Source organism: Neorhizobium sp. P1_A6 (assembly GCF_056406795.1).
In genome coordinates, this window is the sequence record NZ_JBFTZM010000030.1 from 1 (window position 1) to 18,235 (window position 18,235).

Consider the following 18,235-nt stretch of genomic DNA (forward strand, 5'->3'; position numbering starts at 1 on the left):
GGTCTGACCATGGCGGAATACTGAGGGCGGATTGCGTTACCGGAAAATAGAGATTAGACGCGCCTCGCTGCACTGCAACAACTTGCTCCGCACAGCCTTCGTCCCCATCCGCAAGCCAGGGACGATGACCGGCGCAGTGGGAGAAATGCTCCCAAGTGTGGCTTGAAAAAATGCCATCCATAGAGTTCGACGCGTTGCATTTGGGGCAGCGCAGTCGGAGGCCAGCAAGGCCCGCTCCCTCGGACCTCAGGTACAGTTCGCCCCGATGTTTGCAGTCCGGCTTGTGACCGACCCACCATTGCCAAGGAAACTCGTCAACATGTCCTTTCGGACAGGCGAGAACAAAGCGAACCGGAATGGTGAAAACTTTCTGATTCCCCGGCTTTTTGGCGGTACAAGTCGAGCAGTAGCGGTAGGCTTTGCCAGGGTCCTCCATCCAGTTGCGAACCGGCGCGATACGATCACATTCTGGACACTGAAGCCATTGCGGGAACCGAACGGCAACGAGGCGACGCGGATCAGGATCCTCCCCTTTTCGCCGTTCCTCAATAACCGGAGGGAGCCTGAAGCCGTGCACCCCGAGCTTTTTTTGGAGTCTGGTTTCACGAACCGACTGCGAATTGGCGAGGCCGGGCGGGCCGAAGGAGCTATCCCATTCCTCAAGTCCTGCTGCCATGCCCGAGACAGGCGCATTATCCGCCCGGAAATCGACGACAGCGCCGGGCCCGAACAGCGATACAACCGCGCTTCTTCTCAGGTCCTGCAGATCATTCGCCATTATTTTCGCCCTTTCCCTTCAGCCTGACAGCAAGTCGAAAGGGTGTTCCCGTTTCGACTGTACGCATTGAATTCAGCGTCGGCCAGGCCGAGCCGGGCCGCTTTCCCAGAGCTTTTTTCCATGCTGCCCGCTCGGCGCTTAACAGGAGCGATGTGCTGTCTTTATAATCCTGCCAGTAGTGCTCCGGCGCGCGCGCGATCCACTGATCAAGCTTTCGCTGAAGTTCGTGTCTAACGGCCTTCTCTTCTGGGTCGATCCTCGAGGCGCGATCCACAATGAGATCAATCAGTTCCTCCGCTTTCCTAATGGCGGCGTCATTCAGAACGGGATTGTTCAACATTCCCGGTGCCAGATGTCTGACTGCTGCGACAAGTGCGGCATGCAATGCGCGATCCCGTGCGCGGGAGGCGAATGGGGTCACGCTGGTTGCTTCTACATCGCGATATAGCGTTTGATGCCAGCCGCTGAAGGTCTCGAATCGCGATCTGTCGCGTGCTTTGGCGTTGTTCAGTATCGAGACCACAAGCCCGCTAACGGAGCCACGTCCGACGCGGCTTGTCGCCTGAATATACTCGGCTGTCGCTTTCGGCTGGCCATTCACGACCATTAGGCCAAGACGTGGAATATCGACGCCGACACTGACCATGTTGGTTGACAACACGGTATCAAGAGCGCCTGGCTGGCCCACTTTGATCGCCAGCTTACCGAGCATATCAAGGATCTCCTCTTGAGTGCGCCGGGACGTGAGTTCCTCCACATTGTGCATAGAGCGTGCAGTTTCGCCGCGTGCGGTACTGTAGAGCCGGATGCTATCGGTGACGTCGTCCTGCATTAGGACAAGCGCACCGCCAAGCTCGCGTAGCGAATTGAAATAGCCCAGGAGCGTCCAATACGGATCATTGTCGCCAACATCACTGAATGCCCCACCCGCCGACTGCAAAAGCGATGCCGACACAGCCTGCAAAGTAAATTTTGCGGATCGTCCTGCCGTTGATATACCCACATATCGACGCCCCGTTGATCGGGGATCGAAAACCGCGAAGCCGGAATCGTCATGGTCGATGGCTGCAGGTGGAAACTGACATGCAGTGCGATCAAAGAGGTCTAGCACCTGTTCAGACGCCCGCCGTATGGTCGCCGTAGAACCGATGACCTTCGGGTATCGCCCGTCTCTCGAAAACAGGATATCGAATGCCGACTCGTAGGTTCCGGCCACGGTCCCGAGCGGACCCGAAATCAGGTGAAGCTCGTCCTGAATGATCAGATCCGGTGGGACGCCATCTGACACTCCGAAAAGAGCGTTGGTTTGCGGGCGACGCACGATCTGTGCAAACTTGTCGACTGTGCCGACTAGGAGGGTCGGGCGCTCTTCGTACACATCCTCATCAACCGTCCAGACCGGCAGCGGTCCGGTTAGAAGGCATTCCGAATTTTCGCATTTCGGAATAACTCGAGACGCTACTGACGCTTGTGTCCAGCGAAGGCGTTTGCCGCAGCAGGGACACTCGGCAAGCTGCTGTGGCGATGCAAGTTCACGTGAGCCCTGAAGCGACGCGTAGGCATTTGCACGCGTATTGGGACTTGCATCTCCTCCAACCCAAAGACCAATCGAGAATGACTCCTCACCTTGCAGATCTAACCCATTAGGCACAGCAATCCGTCCGGTGCGAATGGCTTCACAGGCCACAATCATTGCGGCCGAGCGGGCGAACTGCTGTGTTGTCAATAGTCGCAGGGTATAACGCATTAGGGCCGCTACACCTTGCCGCTCAGTAGATTTGGATGACAACCTGCGGTAAAAGGCGACCATGGCTATGAGGCCGAGATACGCTTCGGTTTTGCCGCCGCCGGTGGGGAACCAGAGCAGATCCATGGTTTCTCGATCGGCATGATCGCGTTTGGCTGCGGAGACGGCACTGAGTAGAAGGAAGCCAAGTTGGAATGGCCGCCAACGAAGGTTGCCGTGTTTCGATTTCTCTGAATCCCATTGATGCTGGGTATGCATGGCAAGATTGGCAAGCTGAAACGCCCTTCTCAAACGTGCGTCGTCGCAGATTTCGTCGACAGCTTTATTCATGCGATCCAAAACGGCGGCACACTGTTCCAGATTGGTTCCGGCGGTTATCGCATTTTCGCCCTTCAGGGTTGGAAGCTTTTCACTGCGCTGCAGCGTCAGCCATTTCGCATAACATCCACACAGCAATTTGAGATCCGCTCGAAGCGCAGGCTCCGCCGCCGTCGCTAGCGCCAGCGCCGAAAGGGGGTCCGATCCACTCTGACTCAGATCAGAAAAAAACTCGTGACCGTTGGGGTTAACCCCCATAACGATCGACGAAGGCATCCAAGTCGTACCAACCCAGTCGGTCACCGGCAATTTTCCGGGGCCAGCTGAAAGTGCCCCCCATGACGCCGCGCAGACGTGCCCGGATGCAAATTCATAAACGTTTCGGAACAACAGCGCATTTGAGCGCTCATCGGCATCACTCTTGCCGGGCCGGACGTTGTCGCGACGTGGCCTGGGGACCAAGCTCGTTTTTTCTGAAGGCGTGATGTGAAGCGATGTCTGAAACATTGACGCCATTTCGAGCTCATCACGTCCTTTACCCGGAGAGGTGCTGTTGATGAGCGAAATGGTGATAAGGAATCTGCCATCCGTGGCTACGCTCCGGATATGCAACTGCGCACCGGCAGCATCCGGATTATCCTTCTCAAGGTCTTGATATCGACTGCCGGGCGACAGATCAAACGGCATCAATTCGACGCGGACTTGCTTCCTAGTCCAACGTTTTCCTACTTCCGCTTCGCTCAGCACATAACGCCCATATTCAATCCTTACGATTGCAGTAGGAGAATTTTCGGTCTCGACACAGAACGAAATGCCCGCCACGCAGGGCTTTTGCACCGAGTTTGCCGGAACGCAATCGGTTTCGTTGCTTTGCCCGTCGCCGCCGCCTGTCACTCCTCCTGTACCGAGAGTATCGTCGTCTTCGCCAGCCATCTCCGTCCGTTGAGGCCAGAGAATCCCGGTGAGATAGACGTCGGTGGGGCGATCAAAAAGCATCTCCTCTGTTGCGCGGGGACCCACAAGGTCATCGCCCAGTCTTTGAACGATGAGAGTGCGATGCGACGACCGATCGACAGCGAACGTCATTTGGCGGGCCTCCGAAACTCTGCTCGCGTAAAAGCCGCAATTTTCGGCGCAAGAAGGAATCCGGATTGCGACCAAGGCGAATGCAGTCTTTCAAGCTGTGGGTCTGCTGGCGGAACTACTATTGTGCGGCTACCCCGGGCCTTGATATGCCACACCATAGATGGCGGCCGAAGTCTCACGTTCTTACGTTCTCCCAGGATGGCCGCGATGCTCCACAAATCGTCGCGTAAACGGGATGATAGCCATCCCAGCTGGACTTCGGCTTCTGGCTCGTAGAGGCAATAGTTCCATTGTTGGTCTGCCTCATTCCTTATGCGCAGCGTATTGACCATGGTGGAGGCGTGAATGGACAGCCACGACTGCGCCTTAAGCGCCTCCTGCTCCGACATACTGGTCTTTCCAACCAGCCCAGTGGCATTGATATCCTCAACGCGTCCGATCTCTATCATAGCTAAAAATTTGTGCTTATCTGCCACCCTTCGATAGGTGCGTCCTGTATCAATACTCGAACCCGTCCACTTGCGAGCTTTGCCCACTCGAAGGGTTGAACGTGCGCGCGTGGAGCCGACAAATAGAACTCGTGTCTCTTCCTCCTCGGCCGCAAAGTCCTTGAATTCATCGGGATYGGGCATCAGTAAAAAAACACTTTCCGCCTCCCGCCCTTTGCTTGCGTGAATTGTACCTATGACTGGGCCGGGAAGACCATACTCTTGGACCATAAGCTCAACGGGTGGGCCATACCTTCCGAGACGCGTGCGGAGGCGTTTCATGTCCAGCGAACCATCCGACGCTCCTCCGGCTCTTATCAAGCGATCCCACGCTTCCTGAGCGCCATAGTCGGGAGGGCAACTATGCTCGACCCGCGTGAGCCAACGTGTAATGAATTCCTGTCTGCCCATATGACTCTGGACATAGTCATGCATGCAGAGGCCTATCCAAGGAGGCAGGCTGGCCCCGTATCCGGAGAGTCTCAGGCTATGGGGAGCTATACAATACTGCGATGCTTCCAAGGCTTCCGATCGGGTCCTAAACAGCACCAGAGAATCCGGCGGCATATCGGCGATACCTAGCCCGGTGGCTTTCAGCTCGTCTCCCTCGGCGTTTTCGATTATGCTCGTTCGCACCTGGCCAAATATGCCACCACTTTCGCCGGCTCCGGCCATTACGATGGAGCGAACGCCGGTGAAGATATTTAGAAGCGCGGGCGATTTTGTGCGGTGAACGGTATCCAGCACGGCGCTACTGAACCGAAGCTCCGCATCATCCCTTATGCGATCAAGCAAGACGGCCTCAATATCTGGAGCTTCGTCCTCTTCAGAAAAGCCGTAGATGGCCTGCGCCTGATCGGCAAAAACCGTCACGCCGGTTTCTTCATTGAGTCCTCTTATGATTGCCTCGACCAGCTCAGAACGGACCCCGACAAGATCTTGAGCCTCATCCACGACAAGGTGCTCAATGCCGCCAAGATATTCTTGAACTTCCGCATTGGTCCGGATCAATAACAGCAAATGGTCGATGTTTTCTTCATATGAACCAGTCAGTGCCGCGGTACTGTCGTAGCCCGAATGAATAGCCCACGCATGCGAATCCAAGGTGGCCACCTTCACCGCGAAGGCTGCTTCGCCTAAGTAGCTGTAGAGCCTTGTCCTGATTTCCGCGATCGCCGTGCGCGTGAAGCTAATCATCCATGATTTTGATGGCTCAACACCGTGCTCATTTATGAGGTAAGCCAGCCGAGCACAGGAGACCGCAGTTTTACCAGTTCCTGGTCCAGCATCGACTATTAACCGAGCTGAGACATCGCTTCTGATGACACGTTCTTGAGATGCATCCCAAATTGCAACAGGGATTTGCCCCGCCAAACTCAAACTCAGTCCCCCCAATGTCATTCAATTCAAGAGCGTAGCGTTGATTTGAAGCGCCGAAACAGCCGGGCACCACAGACCCATGAGCTCTAATCACGACCTCTAGTTCCCCGATCTGACGCTACTGCGTAAAGTTGTATGTTTCCAGTGATAGTTGTTGGGAAACGAATAAAATATGGCGGTTCGAATTGTCCAAGGATCTGCAGATATTACTGCAGGTATCTGAATGTCGACGGGTAACATCTGTTCAATGCGCTCACAATTTAACCGCCAAGAGCAGACCCGCGCGCCGGGGGCTGTCGGTCCCGGTCTCCGACTTTCTGTCGGCGCTATGCTAAACCTCCTACGGCAACCCTTTTAACCGGTCTTGCGCGAGGCGAACTGCTTTCGCGGTTCCCGCTACAGCTGGTATGCCCTTTCCTGTTTTGGGCGCTTCCGCTTAAACTTTTGTTTTTGTCARCCGTTCAACTAACGCACAACGATCTCAATTTGTCCGAAGCGCTGCGGTCTACATCGCATCGGCAGCGTTAATCTGTAGACCTGTAGTTTTTTAACGTGGGAAAATTGGCGGCTGACTATGAGAGCTGGAAATGGCGGAGCAGGTTGACATGGGTTGAGAGCAGGCTCTAGATTTATTGCGGCGCTTTCCCTCAATGGTTTCTTCGTTTGAGGGGTGTTGGATTACTATGCGACGTGTTGATATCGGTATGTCGTAGCCCAATGATTGTCCTTCGATCATCCATCGCCCGTGCCAGCCGTGTGGACCATTCCAGCCTTCGTTAAGCAGCGTTTTGAGCTTTTTCCCGTACGCACGCATGAGTTTACTGTAGCCGTCCCACAGATCATCGAACAGGTGGCCCTCCTCCTTGTTATCTTGAATAGTGAGGGCACACGGGTAGCGAAACCAGGAATCTAGGCCAGATTCAAAGGCCTCAAGAATGTGGATGTGGCGACTCTTGTACGGAATCAGCTTCGACTGCTGTTGCAAGCCGCTCAAGCTGTGCGATCTAAGTTTACTGGAGAGCCGGCCGTTAGAAACCCATTGTGGGTTCTCGTAGACGAGAAAGGCTTTGATTGCATTTTCGAGCGCGAAGCCGCCGAGCAAAAAGACTGATTTGTCGATGGCTCGCCTCTGCTGGACGATTTCCCCGTCCGCGTTCACCTTCGTGATAATGGTCGATCGGCTGCGGCGACCATAAATTTCCGTCGCCTGCTCGTGCAGATTATCCGCCGCCATAAGCCATGCGTTTGGGTTTGCGAATTCCTCGACAAATCGCTTGTTTTCGTCCACCGATGTCGTGCCCATCTTGCTTTTTTATTGACCGTGCATACCAATTTTCTGTCGAGACTCGTCCAGCGTCGGACGAAAAGGATCGAGAATATAAGATTTGGCTCTACTTGCTTAGAATGATCGTCTGGAGAGTCGTCCCATTGGATATATGGTAAAGGCGCTCGATTGAAAAGTTTTCGCTTGCCAGAACTTCCCTTGATTGTCAAAATTTGATACAAATCCTCGGATAATGCGCCCTTAGTTCCGAGCTATCGTATCAATGTCCGAATCTATATCCCAGCGCCAAATCGCCCACGCCCTACTGACGGCGCGTGGGATCGCGCGTCTTGTAGAGCTGCGCGCCGCTGGCGTAACGGCCGCCACGATGAGCCGCATGGAGCGGGATGGGGAGGTGCTCAGGCTTGCACGGGGCCTTTATCAGCTCTCCGACGCGCCGCTCGACTCCAATCACAGCCTAGCTGAGGCCGCCAAGCGTGTATCCAAGGGGGTTGTCTGCCTTGTCTCGGCCCTCGCATTCCACGGCCTGACTGATCAGCTACCGAGACAGGTATGGCTGGCTATAGGCCAGAAAGACTGGGCTCCAAAACCTGACAGCATGCCTATTCGGATCGTGCGTTTCACCGAAAGACTGCTCAATGAAAGCGTCGAGACCCATGTCGTCGAGGGTGTGCCCGTAAAGGTCTTCGGGATCGTCAAAACAATTGCGGACTGTTTCCGGTATCGCAACAAGATCGGTCTGTCGGTGGCGATCGAGGGCCTCCAGGAAGCGCTTCGCCAGCGTAAGGCCACTCCTAGCGAAATTGCCAAAGAGGCCGAGCGTGGCGGTGTCTCCACGGTGATCCGGCCGTATCTCGAGGCGCTGACTGCCAATGGCTAAGGAGATCAGGAACATCGGCGCATCGGTGCGTGCACGCCTGCTGCAAATCGCCAAGGCGAACGGCCAGAGCTTCGACTTGGTTCTGACCCGCTTCGCCCTCGAGCGACTGCTTTTCCGGCTCGGTCAGTCACGGCATGCCGACCGCTTTGTGCTGAAGGGCGCGATGCTGATGATGAGCTGGTTCGACGATCCGCACCGCGGCACGCGCGATCTTGATCTGCTGGGATTCGGCGATCCGAGCGCTGAGCCGATGCTGGCAACGTTTCGTGAGATCCTGGCGCAGGACGCCGGAGACGGTGTGGAATTCGATTCTGATGCACTTCGTGTCGACCGCATTCGCGAGGAGCTGGAGTATGGCGGGCTCAGGCTAAGGACGACGGCCTTGATCAGCGGCGCCCGGATCAGTCTGACGATCGACATCGGCTTTGGCGATGCACTGGAGCCTGGTGCCGAAGAACTGGACTATCCTTCAATGCTCGACTTCCCAATACCCCGTCTACGGGGCTATGCGCGGGAAACCGTCATTGCCGAGAAGTTTCAGGCGATGGTGGCGCTGGGACGTGCCAACACGAGGATGAAAGATTTCTACGACATCTGGATTCTCAGCAGGTCGTTCGATTTCAGTAATGACAGGTTGGGGCGGGCAATTACCGCCACTTTCGAACGGCGTGAGACGCCGATCCCAACGGCCCTACCGGATGCGTTAACGGAAGCATTTGCCAAGGACCCGCAAAAGCAACGGCAATGGCGGGCGTTTGTTGAAGACGTTGCTCATGATCCGGGTGAATTGATGGATGTCATCACGGAGATCGCCGCATTCCTAATGCCTCATGCCATTGTAGCCGCGAGCTGGGGCAAATGAGCGGGTTGGCCATCGCCGCCGGATTTTGGAGGGCGTGACCATTGAACACTGGCCAGACGATCAATCGAACCGAGGATAAAGCGCACTCGCTCAGTCGTTGATCATTAGCCTACCGGGGGGCATAGTTGACGGAATGTCCACTGTTCTTTGAAATTCCACCGGATATTCCGGTCAATCGACGACAAGATGACTCACCACACGAGAGTTTCCGAGGAGGCGCTTGAGACATACGCGGCGGCCGGTATCGTCACACCGTCCTGTGCCCGGCTCGACGGAATTGTTTTTGTCATCACTAAGCTGATAGCCGACTAAACGCGGCAGCGGACAAGATTCTGTTCAACAGCTGCATATTCCACGAGACGATCGACCACCTTGTTGACTTGCGCGGCGGTCTTTGGCCAGATCGGTTCTGCATGATTCAGCTGAATGTAGCGACCCATCTCTTCAGGAGAAAAGTCCGCAAGATGTACAACCTCGCTGAGTGCAGTCCTGAATCGCTCCTCGTCGAGCGCATGCGATGTATCCCAAGTTGGCAATTTACAGAAGCTGTCGAAAACCTCGTACATTTTTCACTCTCCCTTGCTTGGGATAATCGGCGTCCACTTGGTCAATCTCGGTAGGTCCAATCGGTGATTTCCGCGATTTGCTTGAACACGCCGCTGACGCCGTCGGCAGTTGGATCAGCCCGCTGGAGCCACTCCTCCCCCCATGCGATCCACTCCTGAACGCTGCGGCCATCGATCTCGGTGGTGAGCGTAACGTCCATTGATCGCAGTGCAGCTAGGAAATCACGCACGGCAGCAAGTTGGTGCCAGTCCTGCGCAAGCTCCTGGAAGCGTCGCCAGCGGTTAGCATCGCGCTTGCGACGCCGTTGTTCTTCATACCGGCGCTGCTCGGCAAGTTGGCGCTCGCGCTCCGCCGCCTCTCGATCCTTGCGCTGTTGAACGAGCAATGGTCCGGCTGCGACGAAGGTAGCCACAATGTCCGGCAGCATGCCGTCCATCGACTGCTTCTCGGATTCAAGCCATTGACGCGGAAGACCGTCCGGCCACTGCCAGGTTTTGATCTCGAAAACGAGCCATCCTGTCGGCACCAGTTCCTTTTTCCAGCCGTTGTCGCCGGGTGATCTGAAACGCTTTTCGTCATCGGTCAAAGCCCGACGTTCCTGCTTTTGCTTCTCGCGAAACTGAAACTCCACCTTTTCGCCTAACACCTCGACAAATAGGACGCCTCGCTCTCCCTGCTTAACCTTTCCCCCTTGGCGCTCAATCGCCTTGAACAACGCATCCAGAATACGATGTTTGCGGTGGTCCGTTTCGGAGAAATCGCCGGGGTCATAAAGATTGCGCCTCCATGGATCGCGCTCACTTCGGGCTTGACGCTTCTTCTGTTCGTGCTCCGCGAGCCATGAGGCTATGACCGCGTGGGGTCTCAGTAGGCGTTCTGGCACCAAAAGGGTGGGTTCACTGGCACGGGCTTTGTCTAACTGTTGTTTGACCTCCGGCGACAGCTCGATCGGAGGCGGCGGCAACGGTGTTGGGCGAATGGTGATGGAACGTGTACGGCTCGATTTCGGCAATGACGTCTGTTTTGGTGCTTTGCCCACGGCATGTTTCGCCCAATATCCGCGTGGCGGATACGGGATGTCCTCCCGATCGCAGATCTTGGCAAGACCGTTGCCGCTGATCCCATAGTCCTCGGCCAAACGAGACATCGGCGTCGTCCACACTGACGCATAGAGTTCCTCTCGTGTCATCGTCGTCGGTTGTGTCGGACGTGGCTTTAGCGCGACTTGCGCTGGATCTTCAGCAGGGCGCGCAAGAACCYGCTGTTTCTCAACGGAAACGGAAACCGCATTGGGGTCCGCTTTGACATGGTTCAGTTTGCGCCTAACACTCGGCTTGTCTGTATCCAGCACCAGCGGCTCGACACATCCAGATGGTGCTGGCGGCAAAGATGGCTGCTCGACAGCCTTACCGAACTCCTTCCGAATCCAATGCCCGGACGTCGGCGTTGGAATATCGGCGCGTCGCAACAATGTGCTGAGATTGCCTGTCGTAATCCCGAGTTCGACAACTAGGTGTGACATCGGCTTCGACCAAACGCGGTCATAAAGGTCTTGGCGGGTAAAGCGGTGTTCCATGGCAAAATTGGGTTATCGAGAAAAGGACCTGAGTAGTGTCATTTAGAACAAAAAAAGAACAGACGACAACCCCAGTAGTGCGAAAATTTACTATTCGATCCTGCTCTATTCGAACTTTTTCACCGCCGAATGTCGACGGTTCTATGCAATTCAGATGACGCTATATCACGCTCATTACGCCGCAAGCTTCGGTATTTCTCGCTCAACCAATCGCAGGAACCGGATGTTGCGTGCCCCCGCAACCAGAATAGTAAGCCCGACAGTTGCTCGTGAAGACCGGGGGCGTGCCCGGTCGAGTAGAGACAGCAGCAGTCACGAAGGCAGCCAGCCTTCTAAAATTGCCAAGAAGACTGAAATGGATTGAAGACCTACACAGTATCCCGCGAAGAGCGCGCCTTCCCGATTAGCTTTTGCGGCGGTCTTAAGCTCCCGCTCCCTTTGCCCCGGCGGAGCATCAAAATGCGCTCCCGAAGTTATAGCTGGCATGCTGCTAGATTTCAGCCACGATCGGGCCGATATGCCACCCGTAACGACCGCACCGATTTGCACGATAAGACTTAAATAGCTCAGCATCAGATCCCCCAAGCATCGTTCCCGGGCAATGTCTTCCGATACAGCAGAGCTTTCAAGCAATGATTGAGCGCCCACAACCACCAGAAAGCATGTTCGGTGTAGATGGTTCGCCGTTCACCCCCGTGCTCGACACGCCAGAGTGGGTACAGGTCACGTTTCTCGATGGGGCGTCGCCAGTCGCGAACCCTGAGCACGGCCACCTAGCCGACGCCCATATCGGCTATCTTTGGGCCAGAGTCGACAACAACCGCAAGGGCGAGCGGGTTACATCGGGCGGCTTTTCCATTTCAGCAGGCAGGGCAAACGGTAAGCCGCGCGGCTCATAACCGCAAAATATCCGGTTCAACTCCGGAGCCTGCAACCAGACAGCCGCTGGCCTCAGATGGCGGCGCACGGGAATGCCTCAACCAATCGAGCAATATGCAAACTGGATAGTTCAGCCTGTCGCCTCACCGCGGCGGGTTAGTCACTTCTTCACGCCGAACGTAACCCGTTTCAGCACATCGCGGGCATGCCGCATATCATCTTGGAAATAGATGACAGATCGCTCGATGACCCCGTTGCGTTGGAAATAGACTTTATTATCGAAGCTGAAGAAGCAGCCTGTCTCCTCGATCAACCTGATCAGTGTTTGTACTTCGGTTTCGGTTTTTTTATCCAGGTCGTCCATGAGTGGGTAAAGATCCCAGCATGTGTCGCCTGGATTGGCTAGCAATTTGCCGTCTGCTCCGAAGAAATATGCTACTCGGTAGTGGTCRTATTCCTCAACAAAAACATGAGGTCTTCCCCACTGCTCACGCAGGCCGCGCATCCACTCGTGCGTGGTCAGCAATCTAGACGACCACTTGGCGCCTTTGATCTCAAGCGAGACGGAGTAGACGCCCGATCCACTGAGTGGAGAAGTGAACGAGAAGCGATGGACACGCTCAAACGCTCTGCCTTCTGTTTGGTCCCACACAGCTGTCTGTCTTCGATATGGTGCCTTCGCTTCCGGTGGAAGGTCTGGATCATCGCGATTATTGGTCGCTCGCTCGTGGCCCCGCACCCCCCAATTGGGGTACTTGAGCCGCGTGATCTTCTGGATTTCCTCGTCCGTCTGCCCGAATCTAAAGTCGGCTCTCGGCAAGATACTGGACAGAATAGCCGCTTTCCGCGGGAGCTCCGGGTAGCTCTCCTCAGCATGCGAGAATGATGGCAATATCATCAGCCCAATGGCTGCGAAAACATGAACGCCCCAACGCCCTGTCATGACTGTGCTCTCGTTTAAGTTGCTCTCGCCATTACCGGCTCGGGCGCCCAATCGCAAGATACCAGGGGTGCCGATAATCGGACTGGGGCATGGGCAGCGAGTTCAACAGGTTCTCAGATGTCTAGAATCTCACGCGCGGCCCAAACGACCAGAACCGCCGCGACAAACAGGATGATAAGGCGCAGCGCGTGGCCCACGACTGTTCCTGCTGCCCAGCCGATCCGCCGCGCCCAAGGACGAGATACTTCGGCGGGCTTGTCGTCTTGTAACTCCGTCGTCCGGACGATGAAGCATTCCATGGGGTCAACGCCTCGCCTATAGACCAATCCCGCTTTCTCAAGGGTCTGCTTCAGGTCGATCGGACATAGGCACAGATCCAGTCGGTGCCAGTCCTCCCCAGCAGGCCATCTGGAGAAGGGATTGTGGTCCTGCCACACAAGGTTTTCGGCTCCGATCAATTCGGCGAGTTCAGCCGGCGTGGTGGCGGCTCGGTGTCCATCAATTACGGTATTACACATCCCATCTCCCAGGGCCGCTCGCGCTTACCGCGGCGGGTTTTCGTTTTCAACCAGCGAAAGGAAAGAGCATGCGCTACCGCCATTTGGGTTACGGCCTCTACCAGATCATCGCCTCGATCGCCGTCATCGTCGCCGACTTCTGCCGCCTCGCGCTGCGGATCGACTACGGCCACGCCTGGCGCACCACGCGAGACCTCGGCATCACGGCCTATCGCAAGATAGCCGACCCGAAGCCGGTCTACCGCGAGAGCTACGATACCCACGGTCTCAGCCTCGCTGATCGATGGCGTCTCTGCTGACCGATAGAGAGACGCGGCCTACTGCGGCCCACCTCCGTTCTCATCGTGATGCCCACTGGTTGCCTCTTGCTCCTGTTGAAGTAAGAGGCCGCCAAGGCCAAAGAGGCCGCCGAAAGCGCCTTTGGGAGCCGTTTCATTCGTCAGGAGCGCCTGCCCGATGCGCTGCAGCGACATCCTGTGTTCGATCTCGCGTAGAGCGTTGTCGGTCTTTAAGATGTGGTCGATTCGGGTGAGAAAATCATCGACGGACCAATCCATGTCATCGGTCTTGAGCGTGCTGTTGGCCGACAAAACGTAGAAGACCACTCCATCGCTAGCCGCGCTGGCGCTGAACGGCGTGTGAGCAACGATGTTCCGGTCCTCGCTTATCTTCCTGGCCTGTAGGGCGAGCCGATCGAAGAGTTTCGCCTGCTCCTGATCGACCACGTAAAAATTCACGAGAGCGCGCAGGTTCTTGATCTTCTCGTCGAAAGTCATGTTCCTCGTAACGATCATGGCCCCGGCTGGGTTGAGGTTCAGGACCTGCTGGATGGCATTGTTTATTCCCATTTCGAGCAAGGCAAAGTGACCGATGTAGGCGCCAACCAACAGAAATGCTCGTTCGGCGGGGTCATGTTGAAGCAGTTTGGATTTTATCAACATCGCGGGGGCTCCCGAAAAATGTCAGACCTGAAAAACGCACGGCATGAGAGGTTCGTGCAGGCGGTTGCAAAGGGCAAGATGGGCAGATGCGTCCACCTGCCCAAGCTCGGTTACTCGGAGTAAAAGCTCGGGTCAGAGGAGGAGTTCTTCATCAGACTGATGCTGTGGGTGCAGTCATTCCGATTGATGTAACTCTCGCTGCTTCGCGCGATCTCTTCTTTATTTTTCGCGTAGTAGATCCAGTACCACTGGCCTCGGTTGTCTTTCTTCTGCCAGTAGCATGGGTATGTCACGTCAGCCATTTGCATCTCCTTCGTGGTTGGCAAGTAGATGATTGGCCCTGTCGATGAGTCGGGCAACGCCGAATTGCTTTCCCACAATCATTCACAGGCTATGCGCGAAAAATTCTTATCAGATGGGAAATCGCTTGACCGGGCTCTGGGACACGATTCGGCCGATTGAAATTGATCAAACTGGAAATCAAAACATGCGCGGTGGACTACCTAAGAGCGCTGTGTGCGAGGGTTAGGACGAGACTTGATCCGATGGCAAATCTCAAGACCATCCGCCCCCTCGTCGCCACCATCAAGCCATTGGTGGGTAGGATGCAGGGAGAGAAGGCCCGGGACCAGTACCGCCGCAACACCCAGCCCTGGCGAGCATGGTACAAGACGGAACGGTGGGAACGGCTGAGGCGTCAGGCATTTGAGCGGGACCTCTACACCTGCCGACGCAGCGGAGAGATGTGTGCGGGCACTGGCAACGACCCGAACGCGCCAGTCGCCAACCACAAGACACCGCACCACGGTGACCCGGCCCTCTTCTGGGACATCGACAACATCGAGACAGTGACCAAGCGTATCCATGACAGCCTCATCCAAGCAGAAGAGCGAAGCCGCCTCTTCGTCGAGCCAAGATAGCGCTAACGGACCGAACGGGCTTCGATCGTGATCTCAAGCTGAGCGGGAGGAAAGGTTGTTCCTTGTTCGACAAGAGACGGAGACAATAGGCCGTTCAACCGGAACATGCTGTCCTCATTGTGAACGCTGCGTGGAGTTACAGGTTTCACTCCAATCGTCTTCCTCTCATCGCGGGCAGCGACGGCCAGCCCCACGATAAAGAACAGCAGCCACAAGACAGCAGAGACACAGACGACGATCACGAAAAGCCAGCGGTTGGCGTCGTTCACTTTGCCGTCCATGACCATCAACACGACCGAGACCATCAACGAAGCCCCGCATGCGACGGAAATGTTGCTGAGCCAACTGGCCAGGTATTCGTTCTTCGACATCGTAAGCTCCCTTGTCCGAGAGAGGCTAGATTAGAAAGGCGAATAGAGGGTTACTGCACGATGGTCAGTTGTCAGCGACCCTTCTTCAAAGGGGGGGTAGCTAGGCCCGCAAACCCTTTCTGCAGCCGGACCCGCGTCCCCCCCATCGTCATAATTTTTTCTGCCAACCCGAAATTTCGAGGGTGAAACATCACCATGACCGAAAAATCGAAGACCTCCGGCAAGCGCGGGAGGCCGGAATACCGCCCGTCTCTCGAAGATCGCCAGATGGTCGAGCAGATGAAGTTCTGCGGAGAATCCGACAATACGATCGCCCGCGCGCTCGGCATCGATCCCGACACCATGCGCAAGCACTTCGGGGACGAGCTCGCGGACGGTCATGCGCAGCGCCGCAAGGAAGTCATCGGGATGCTTTTCGGTGCAGCACGAGGCGGAAACGTCGCGGCCATCAAGAAGCTCGAGGAGATGGGGAGAGCGGCCGGCGCCCAGGAAGCGGTGAAAGGCCGTGAGGCGCGCGCTCCCAAGCTCGGCAAGAAGGAAGAGCAGAAGGCATCGGCCAAGGCGGTCGGCGGCAAGTTCGCTCCTCCGAGCCCGCCCCAGCTGGTCGTGAATAACAGCTGATGCAGTGGTCGACGGCCTGCCTCGATTGGCGCGAGCGGATTGTTGAGCGCCGCTCGCTGATACCGCTTGCCCCGCTGTTTCCAGATGAAGCGGAGGCGGCGCTCGAAGTCTTCAAGTCCCTGCAGGTGGTTGACCTTGCCCAGATCGTCGACGCCGACACCGGCCTGGCCCGTCATCCGACGTTCGGCGAGGTCTGCGAAGATTTCGTCTTCGACTTCGTCAGGGCGGTATTCGGCGCCTACGACGCCGGCAGCGCCACCCGGCTGATCGAGGAGTTCTTTCTCCTCATCTCGAAAAAGAACGGCAAGTCGACCATCGTCGCCGGCATCATGCTCACGGCCTTGATCCGCAACTGGCGCCATTCGGCGGAACTGCTGATCCTGGCGCCGACCCGGGAAGTTGCCGACAATTCGTTTAAGCCGGCCGCCGATATGGTCAGAGCGGATCAGGAACTGACGGACCTCCTGCATGTGCAGGACAACTTGAAGCAGATCACCCACCGGCTGACGATGGCGGTGTTGAAGGTGGTTTCGGCCGACGCCTCGTCTTCCGCCGGCAAGAAGGCGGCTTTTGTGCTGGTCGAGGAGTTGTGGCTATTCGGGAAGAAGGCCAACGCAAGCGCGATGCTCCAGGAGGCGACGGGCGGCCTGATTTCGAGGCCCGAGGGCTTCGTGATTTACATCACGACGCAGTCGGATACTCCGCCGGCCGGCGTATTCAAGGAAAAGCTCGATTATGCGAGGGCGGTTCGCGACGGCGAGATTGACGATCCGCGCTTCCTGCCGGTGCTCTATGAGTTCCCGGAGGCGATGATCAAGAGCAAGGCATACCAGAAGCCTGAGAACTTCTACGTGACGAACCCGAACATGGGGCGGTCGGTCCGGAAGGAATGGCTTGAACGCAAGCTGGCGGCGGTCCTGGGCGGGCGGGATGAGGAAGGCGACACGATCCAGACGTTCCTTGCCAAGCATCTGAACGTCGAGATCGGAATGAACCTGAGGGCGAACAGGTGGCCCGGCGCGGACCTTTGGGATCGCCGAGCGGACAAGAAGATCACGCTGGAATACCTGCTCGCGAACTGTGACGTCATCGTTCCGGGCCTGGATGGTGGTGGCCTCGATGACCTGTTCGGCCTTGCTGGCGTCGGGCGGCACCGGAAGACCCGCGACTGGCTCTGCTGGATGCACGCCTGGTGTCACGAGGGCGTGCTGAAACGGCGTCAGTCGATCGCGACGCGGCTGCAGGACATGGCCGACGCTGGCGACCTGAGTCACCCCAGAGCTTGCCGCTCAGATCGACACATTGGCCAACTCGTACGCGAACGCCGTCGTAGCGTCCGAACAGTTAGCCGAAAGCCAGGATCGCGTCAGGCAGGCAGCTGAGGACGCTCGCGAATTCAACAAGGACCTCACGCGCGGCATCATTGATGGCTTTGTCGAAGGCAAGAAGGCCGCTGACGTCTTCGCAGACAGCCTGAAGAAGATTGGCGATCGGCTTCTCGGGATGGCGCTGGACAGCATCTTCGATAGTCCGGGCAAAGGCGGCGCAGGCTTCAACCCGCTGAGCTTTCTCGGTGACATCTTCCGGGCCAGCGGCGGCCCGGTGAAGAAGGGGCAACCGTATATCGTCGGTGAGAAGCGGCCGGAGCTATTTGTTCCGGATCAAAACGGGTCGATCGTCCCGCGCGTGCCCGCGAAGGCGCCTACGATGCCCACTCTCGTGAATGTCTCTTCCGTCAGTCAACCGGGCATGTCGGCGATCACCTATGCCCCCGTAATCGACATGAGAGGCGCGTCGGCGGAAGCGGTGGCCAATCTGGAGCGTGTGATGGCAAAGGATCGGGCGGAATTTGAAATCCGGACGGTCGCCGCTGTCCGGAATGCCCAAAAGAGACGCGTGCTTTAATGGCGATCACCTTCCCCCGCGAAATCCCGGCCGTGGGCTACGTGACGGCGGATTTCCTCCTGCGCGATCCGGTCAAGGCCTCACCCTCAGGCGCGCGCCTGGTAAACTACACGCAGGTCACTGACCCGGCATGGGAGGCGAGCCTCGTGACGCGGCCGCTCAGTTGTGAA

General features: G+C 56.7%; 18 protein-coding genes and 1 pseudogene. 8 read left to right on the forward strand and 11 right to left on the reverse strand.

Going from position 1 to position 18,235, the window contains the following annotated elements; all coding sequences use genetic code 11:
- From AC1D3C_RS29275 to AC1D3C_RS29290, 4 genes and pseudogenes are all read right to left on the reverse strand, one after another.
- A pseudogene (locus AC1D3C_RS29275) lies at window positions 1-778 on the reverse strand (hypothetical protein); the annotation flags it as partial.
- A complete protein-coding gene (locus tag AC1D3C_RS29280; protein WP_477485345.1) occupies window positions 768-3,929 on the reverse strand; it encodes a helicase-related protein in 3,162 nt (1,053 codons plus the stop codon). The gene AC1D3C_RS29280 and the pseudogene AC1D3C_RS29275, both read right to left, overlap by 11 nt.
- A complete protein-coding gene (locus AC1D3C_RS29285) occupies window positions 3,926-5,797 on the reverse strand; it encodes a UvrD-helicase domain-containing protein (protein WP_477485346.1) in 1,872 nt (623 codons plus the stop codon). The genes AC1D3C_RS29280 and AC1D3C_RS29285 overlap by 4 nt, the downstream gene beginning before the upstream one ends.
- 547 nt (window positions 5,798-6,344) lie before the next feature.
- A complete protein-coding gene (locus tag AC1D3C_RS29290) occupies window positions 6,345-7,100 on the reverse strand; it encodes a hypothetical protein (RefSeq protein ID WP_477485347.1) in 756 nt (251 codons plus the stop codon).
- Window positions 7,101-7,344: 244 nt separating this feature from the next.
- On the opposite strand from AC1D3C_RS29290, the gene AC1D3C_RS29295 reads away from it, so the two are divergent.
- Window positions 7,345-7,962, forward strand: coding sequence for a type IV toxin-antitoxin system AbiEi family antitoxin domain-containing protein (locus tag AC1D3C_RS29295; protein WP_477485348.1), 618 nt, complete (start codon window positions 7,345-7,347; stop codon window positions 7,960-7,962).
- On the forward strand, window positions 7,955-8,824 hold the full coding sequence (locus AC1D3C_RS29300) for a nucleotidyl transferase AbiEii/AbiGii toxin family protein (protein WP_477485349.1): 870 nt from the start codon (window positions 7,955-7,957) through the stop codon (window positions 8,822-8,824). Before AC1D3C_RS29295 ends, AC1D3C_RS29300 begins: the two co-directional genes overlap by 8 nt.
- Before the next feature lie 308 nt (window positions 8,825-9,132).
- Here the strand turns inward: AC1D3C_RS29300 and AC1D3C_RS29305 are convergent, their stop codons facing one another.
- Window positions 9,133-9,390 (reverse strand): hypothetical protein, encoded by a 258-nt coding sequence (locus AC1D3C_RS29305; protein WP_477485350.1) that lies wholly within the window; start codon window positions 9,388-9,390, stop codon window positions 9,133-9,135.
- A 41-nt stretch (window positions 9,391-9,431) separates the two neighbouring features.
- Window positions 9,432-10,967 carry a hypothetical protein gene (locus tag AC1D3C_RS29310; RefSeq protein WP_477485351.1) on the reverse strand — a complete coding sequence of 512 codons (1,536 nt, stop codon included), beginning with the start codon at window positions 10,965-10,967 and terminating at the stop codon, window positions 9,432-9,434.
- Window positions 10,968-11,599: 632 nt separating this feature from the next.
- Here AC1D3C_RS29310 and AC1D3C_RS29315 point away from each other — a divergent pair.
- Window positions 11,600-11,866, forward strand: a complete 267-nt coding sequence (locus AC1D3C_RS29315) for a hypothetical protein (RefSeq protein ID WP_477485352.1) — start codon at window positions 11,600-11,602, stop codon at window positions 11,864-11,866.
- Between the two features lie 140 nt (window positions 11,867-12,006).
- On the opposite strand, the gene AC1D3C_RS29320 is transcribed toward AC1D3C_RS29315, so the two are convergent.
- Window positions 12,007-12,789, reverse strand: coding sequence for a hypothetical protein (locus tag AC1D3C_RS29320; protein ID WP_477485353.1), 783 nt, complete (start codon window positions 12,787-12,789; stop codon window positions 12,007-12,009).
- Between the two features lie 113 nt (window positions 12,790-12,902).
- Window positions 12,903-13,307 (reverse strand): hypothetical protein, encoded by a 405-nt coding sequence (locus tag AC1D3C_RS29325; protein WP_477485354.1) that lies wholly within the window; start codon window positions 13,305-13,307, stop codon window positions 12,903-12,905.
- Between the two features lie 68 nt (window positions 13,308-13,375).
- On the opposite strand from AC1D3C_RS29325, the gene AC1D3C_RS29330 reads away from it, so the two are divergent.
- Window positions 13,376-13,606, forward strand: a complete 231-nt coding sequence (locus tag AC1D3C_RS29330) for a hypothetical protein (protein ID WP_477485355.1) — start codon at window positions 13,376-13,378, stop codon at window positions 13,604-13,606.
- 18 nt (window positions 13,607-13,624) lie between these two features.
- Here the strand turns inward: AC1D3C_RS29330 and AC1D3C_RS29335 are convergent, their stop codons facing one another.
- Window positions 13,625-14,248, reverse strand: coding sequence for a hypothetical protein (locus tag AC1D3C_RS29335; RefSeq protein ID WP_477485356.1), 624 nt, complete (start codon window positions 14,246-14,248; stop codon window positions 13,625-13,627).
- 110 nt (window positions 14,249-14,358) lie between these two features.
- Complete coding sequence (locus AC1D3C_RS29340; protein WP_477485357.1) at window positions 14,359-14,550, reverse strand: DUF1508 domain-containing protein; 192 nt, start codon at window positions 14,548-14,550, stop codon at window positions 14,359-14,361.
- Window positions 14,551-14,793: 243 nt separating this feature from the next.
- Here AC1D3C_RS29340 and AC1D3C_RS29345 point away from each other — a divergent pair, with 243 nt between their 5' ends.
- Complete coding sequence (locus AC1D3C_RS29345) at window positions 14,794-15,168, forward strand: HNH endonuclease (RefSeq protein ID WP_477485358.1); 375 nt, start codon at window positions 14,794-14,796, stop codon at window positions 15,166-15,168.
- A 2-nt stretch (window positions 15,169-15,170) separates the two neighbouring features.
- Here AC1D3C_RS29345 and AC1D3C_RS29350 read toward each other — a convergent pair whose 3' ends face one another.
- A complete protein-coding gene (locus tag AC1D3C_RS29350) occupies window positions 15,171-15,539 on the reverse strand; it encodes a hypothetical protein (RefSeq protein ID WP_477485359.1) in 369 nt (122 codons plus the stop codon).
- Between the two features lie 195 nt (window positions 15,540-15,734).
- Between AC1D3C_RS29350 and AC1D3C_RS29355 the strand changes: the two genes are divergently transcribed.
- The 3 genes from AC1D3C_RS29355 to AC1D3C_RS29365 are packed head-to-tail and all read left to right on the forward strand — an operon-like array spanning window position 15,735 to window position 18,065.
- Entirely contained in the window at window positions 15,735-16,160 is a 426-nt protein-coding gene (locus AC1D3C_RS29355; RefSeq protein ID WP_477485360.1) for a hypothetical protein, read from the forward strand.
- Entirely contained in the window at window positions 16,160-17,542 is a 1,383-nt protein-coding gene (locus tag AC1D3C_RS29360) for a terminase large subunit domain-containing protein (protein WP_477485361.1), read from the forward strand. Before AC1D3C_RS29355 ends, AC1D3C_RS29360 begins: the two co-directional genes overlap by 1 nt.
- Window positions 17,463-18,065, forward strand: coding sequence for a hypothetical protein (locus tag AC1D3C_RS29365; protein WP_477485362.1), 603 nt, complete (start codon window positions 17,463-17,465; stop codon window positions 18,063-18,065). Before AC1D3C_RS29360 ends, AC1D3C_RS29365 begins: the two co-directional genes overlap by 80 nt.
- Window positions 18,066-18,235 lie beyond the last annotated feature (170 nt).

Coding starts and splice junctions, on each gene's coding strand:
- AC1D3C_RS29280 (WP_477485345.1), bottom strand. CDS start 3,929: ATGACGTTCGCTGTCGATCGGTCGTCGCATCGCACTCTCATCGTTCAA.
- AC1D3C_RS29290 (WP_477485347.1), bottom strand. CDS start 7,100: ATGGGCACGACATCGGTGGACGAAAACAAGCGATTTGTCGAGGAATTC.
- AC1D3C_RS29295 (WP_477485348.1), top strand. CDS start 7,345: ATGTCCGAATCTATATCCCAGCGCCAAATCGCCCACGCCCTACTGACG.
- AC1D3C_RS29300 (WP_477485349.1), top strand. CDS start 7,955: ATGGCTAAGGAGATCAGGAACATCGGCGCATCGGTGCGTGCACGCCTG.
- AC1D3C_RS29305 (WP_477485350.1), bottom strand. CDS start 9,390: ATGTACGAGGTTTTCGACAGCTTCTGTAAATTGCCAACTTGGGATACA.
- AC1D3C_RS29315 (WP_477485352.1), top strand. CDS start 11,600: ATGATTGAGCGCCCACAACCACCAGAAAGCATGTTCGGTGTAGATGGT.
- AC1D3C_RS29325 (WP_477485354.1), bottom strand. CDS start 13,307: ATGTGTAATACCGTAATTGATGGACACCGAGCCGCCACCACGCCGGCT.
- AC1D3C_RS29330 (WP_477485355.1), top strand. CDS start 13,376: ATGCGCTACCGCCATTTGGGTTACGGCCTCTACCAGATCATCGCCTCG.
- AC1D3C_RS29335 (WP_477485356.1), bottom strand. CDS start 14,248: ATGTTGATAAAATCCAAACTGCTTCAACATGACCCCGCCGAACGAGCA.
- AC1D3C_RS29340 (WP_477485357.1), bottom strand. CDS start 14,550: ATGGCTGACGTGACATACCCATGCTACTGGCAGAAGAAAGACAACCGA.
- AC1D3C_RS29345 (WP_477485358.1), top strand. CDS start 14,794: ATGGCAAATCTCAAGACCATCCGCCCCCTCGTCGCCACCATCAAGCCA.
- AC1D3C_RS29350 (WP_477485359.1), bottom strand. CDS start 15,539: ATGTCGAAGAACGAATACCTGGCCAGTTGGCTCAGCAACATTTCCGTC.
- AC1D3C_RS29355 (WP_477485360.1), top strand. CDS start 15,735: ATGACCGAAAAATCGAAGACCTCCGGCAAGCGCGGGAGGCCGGAATAC.
- AC1D3C_RS29360 (WP_477485361.1), top strand. CDS start 16,160: ATGCAGTGGTCGACGGCCTGCCTCGATTGGCGCGAGCGGATTGTTGAG.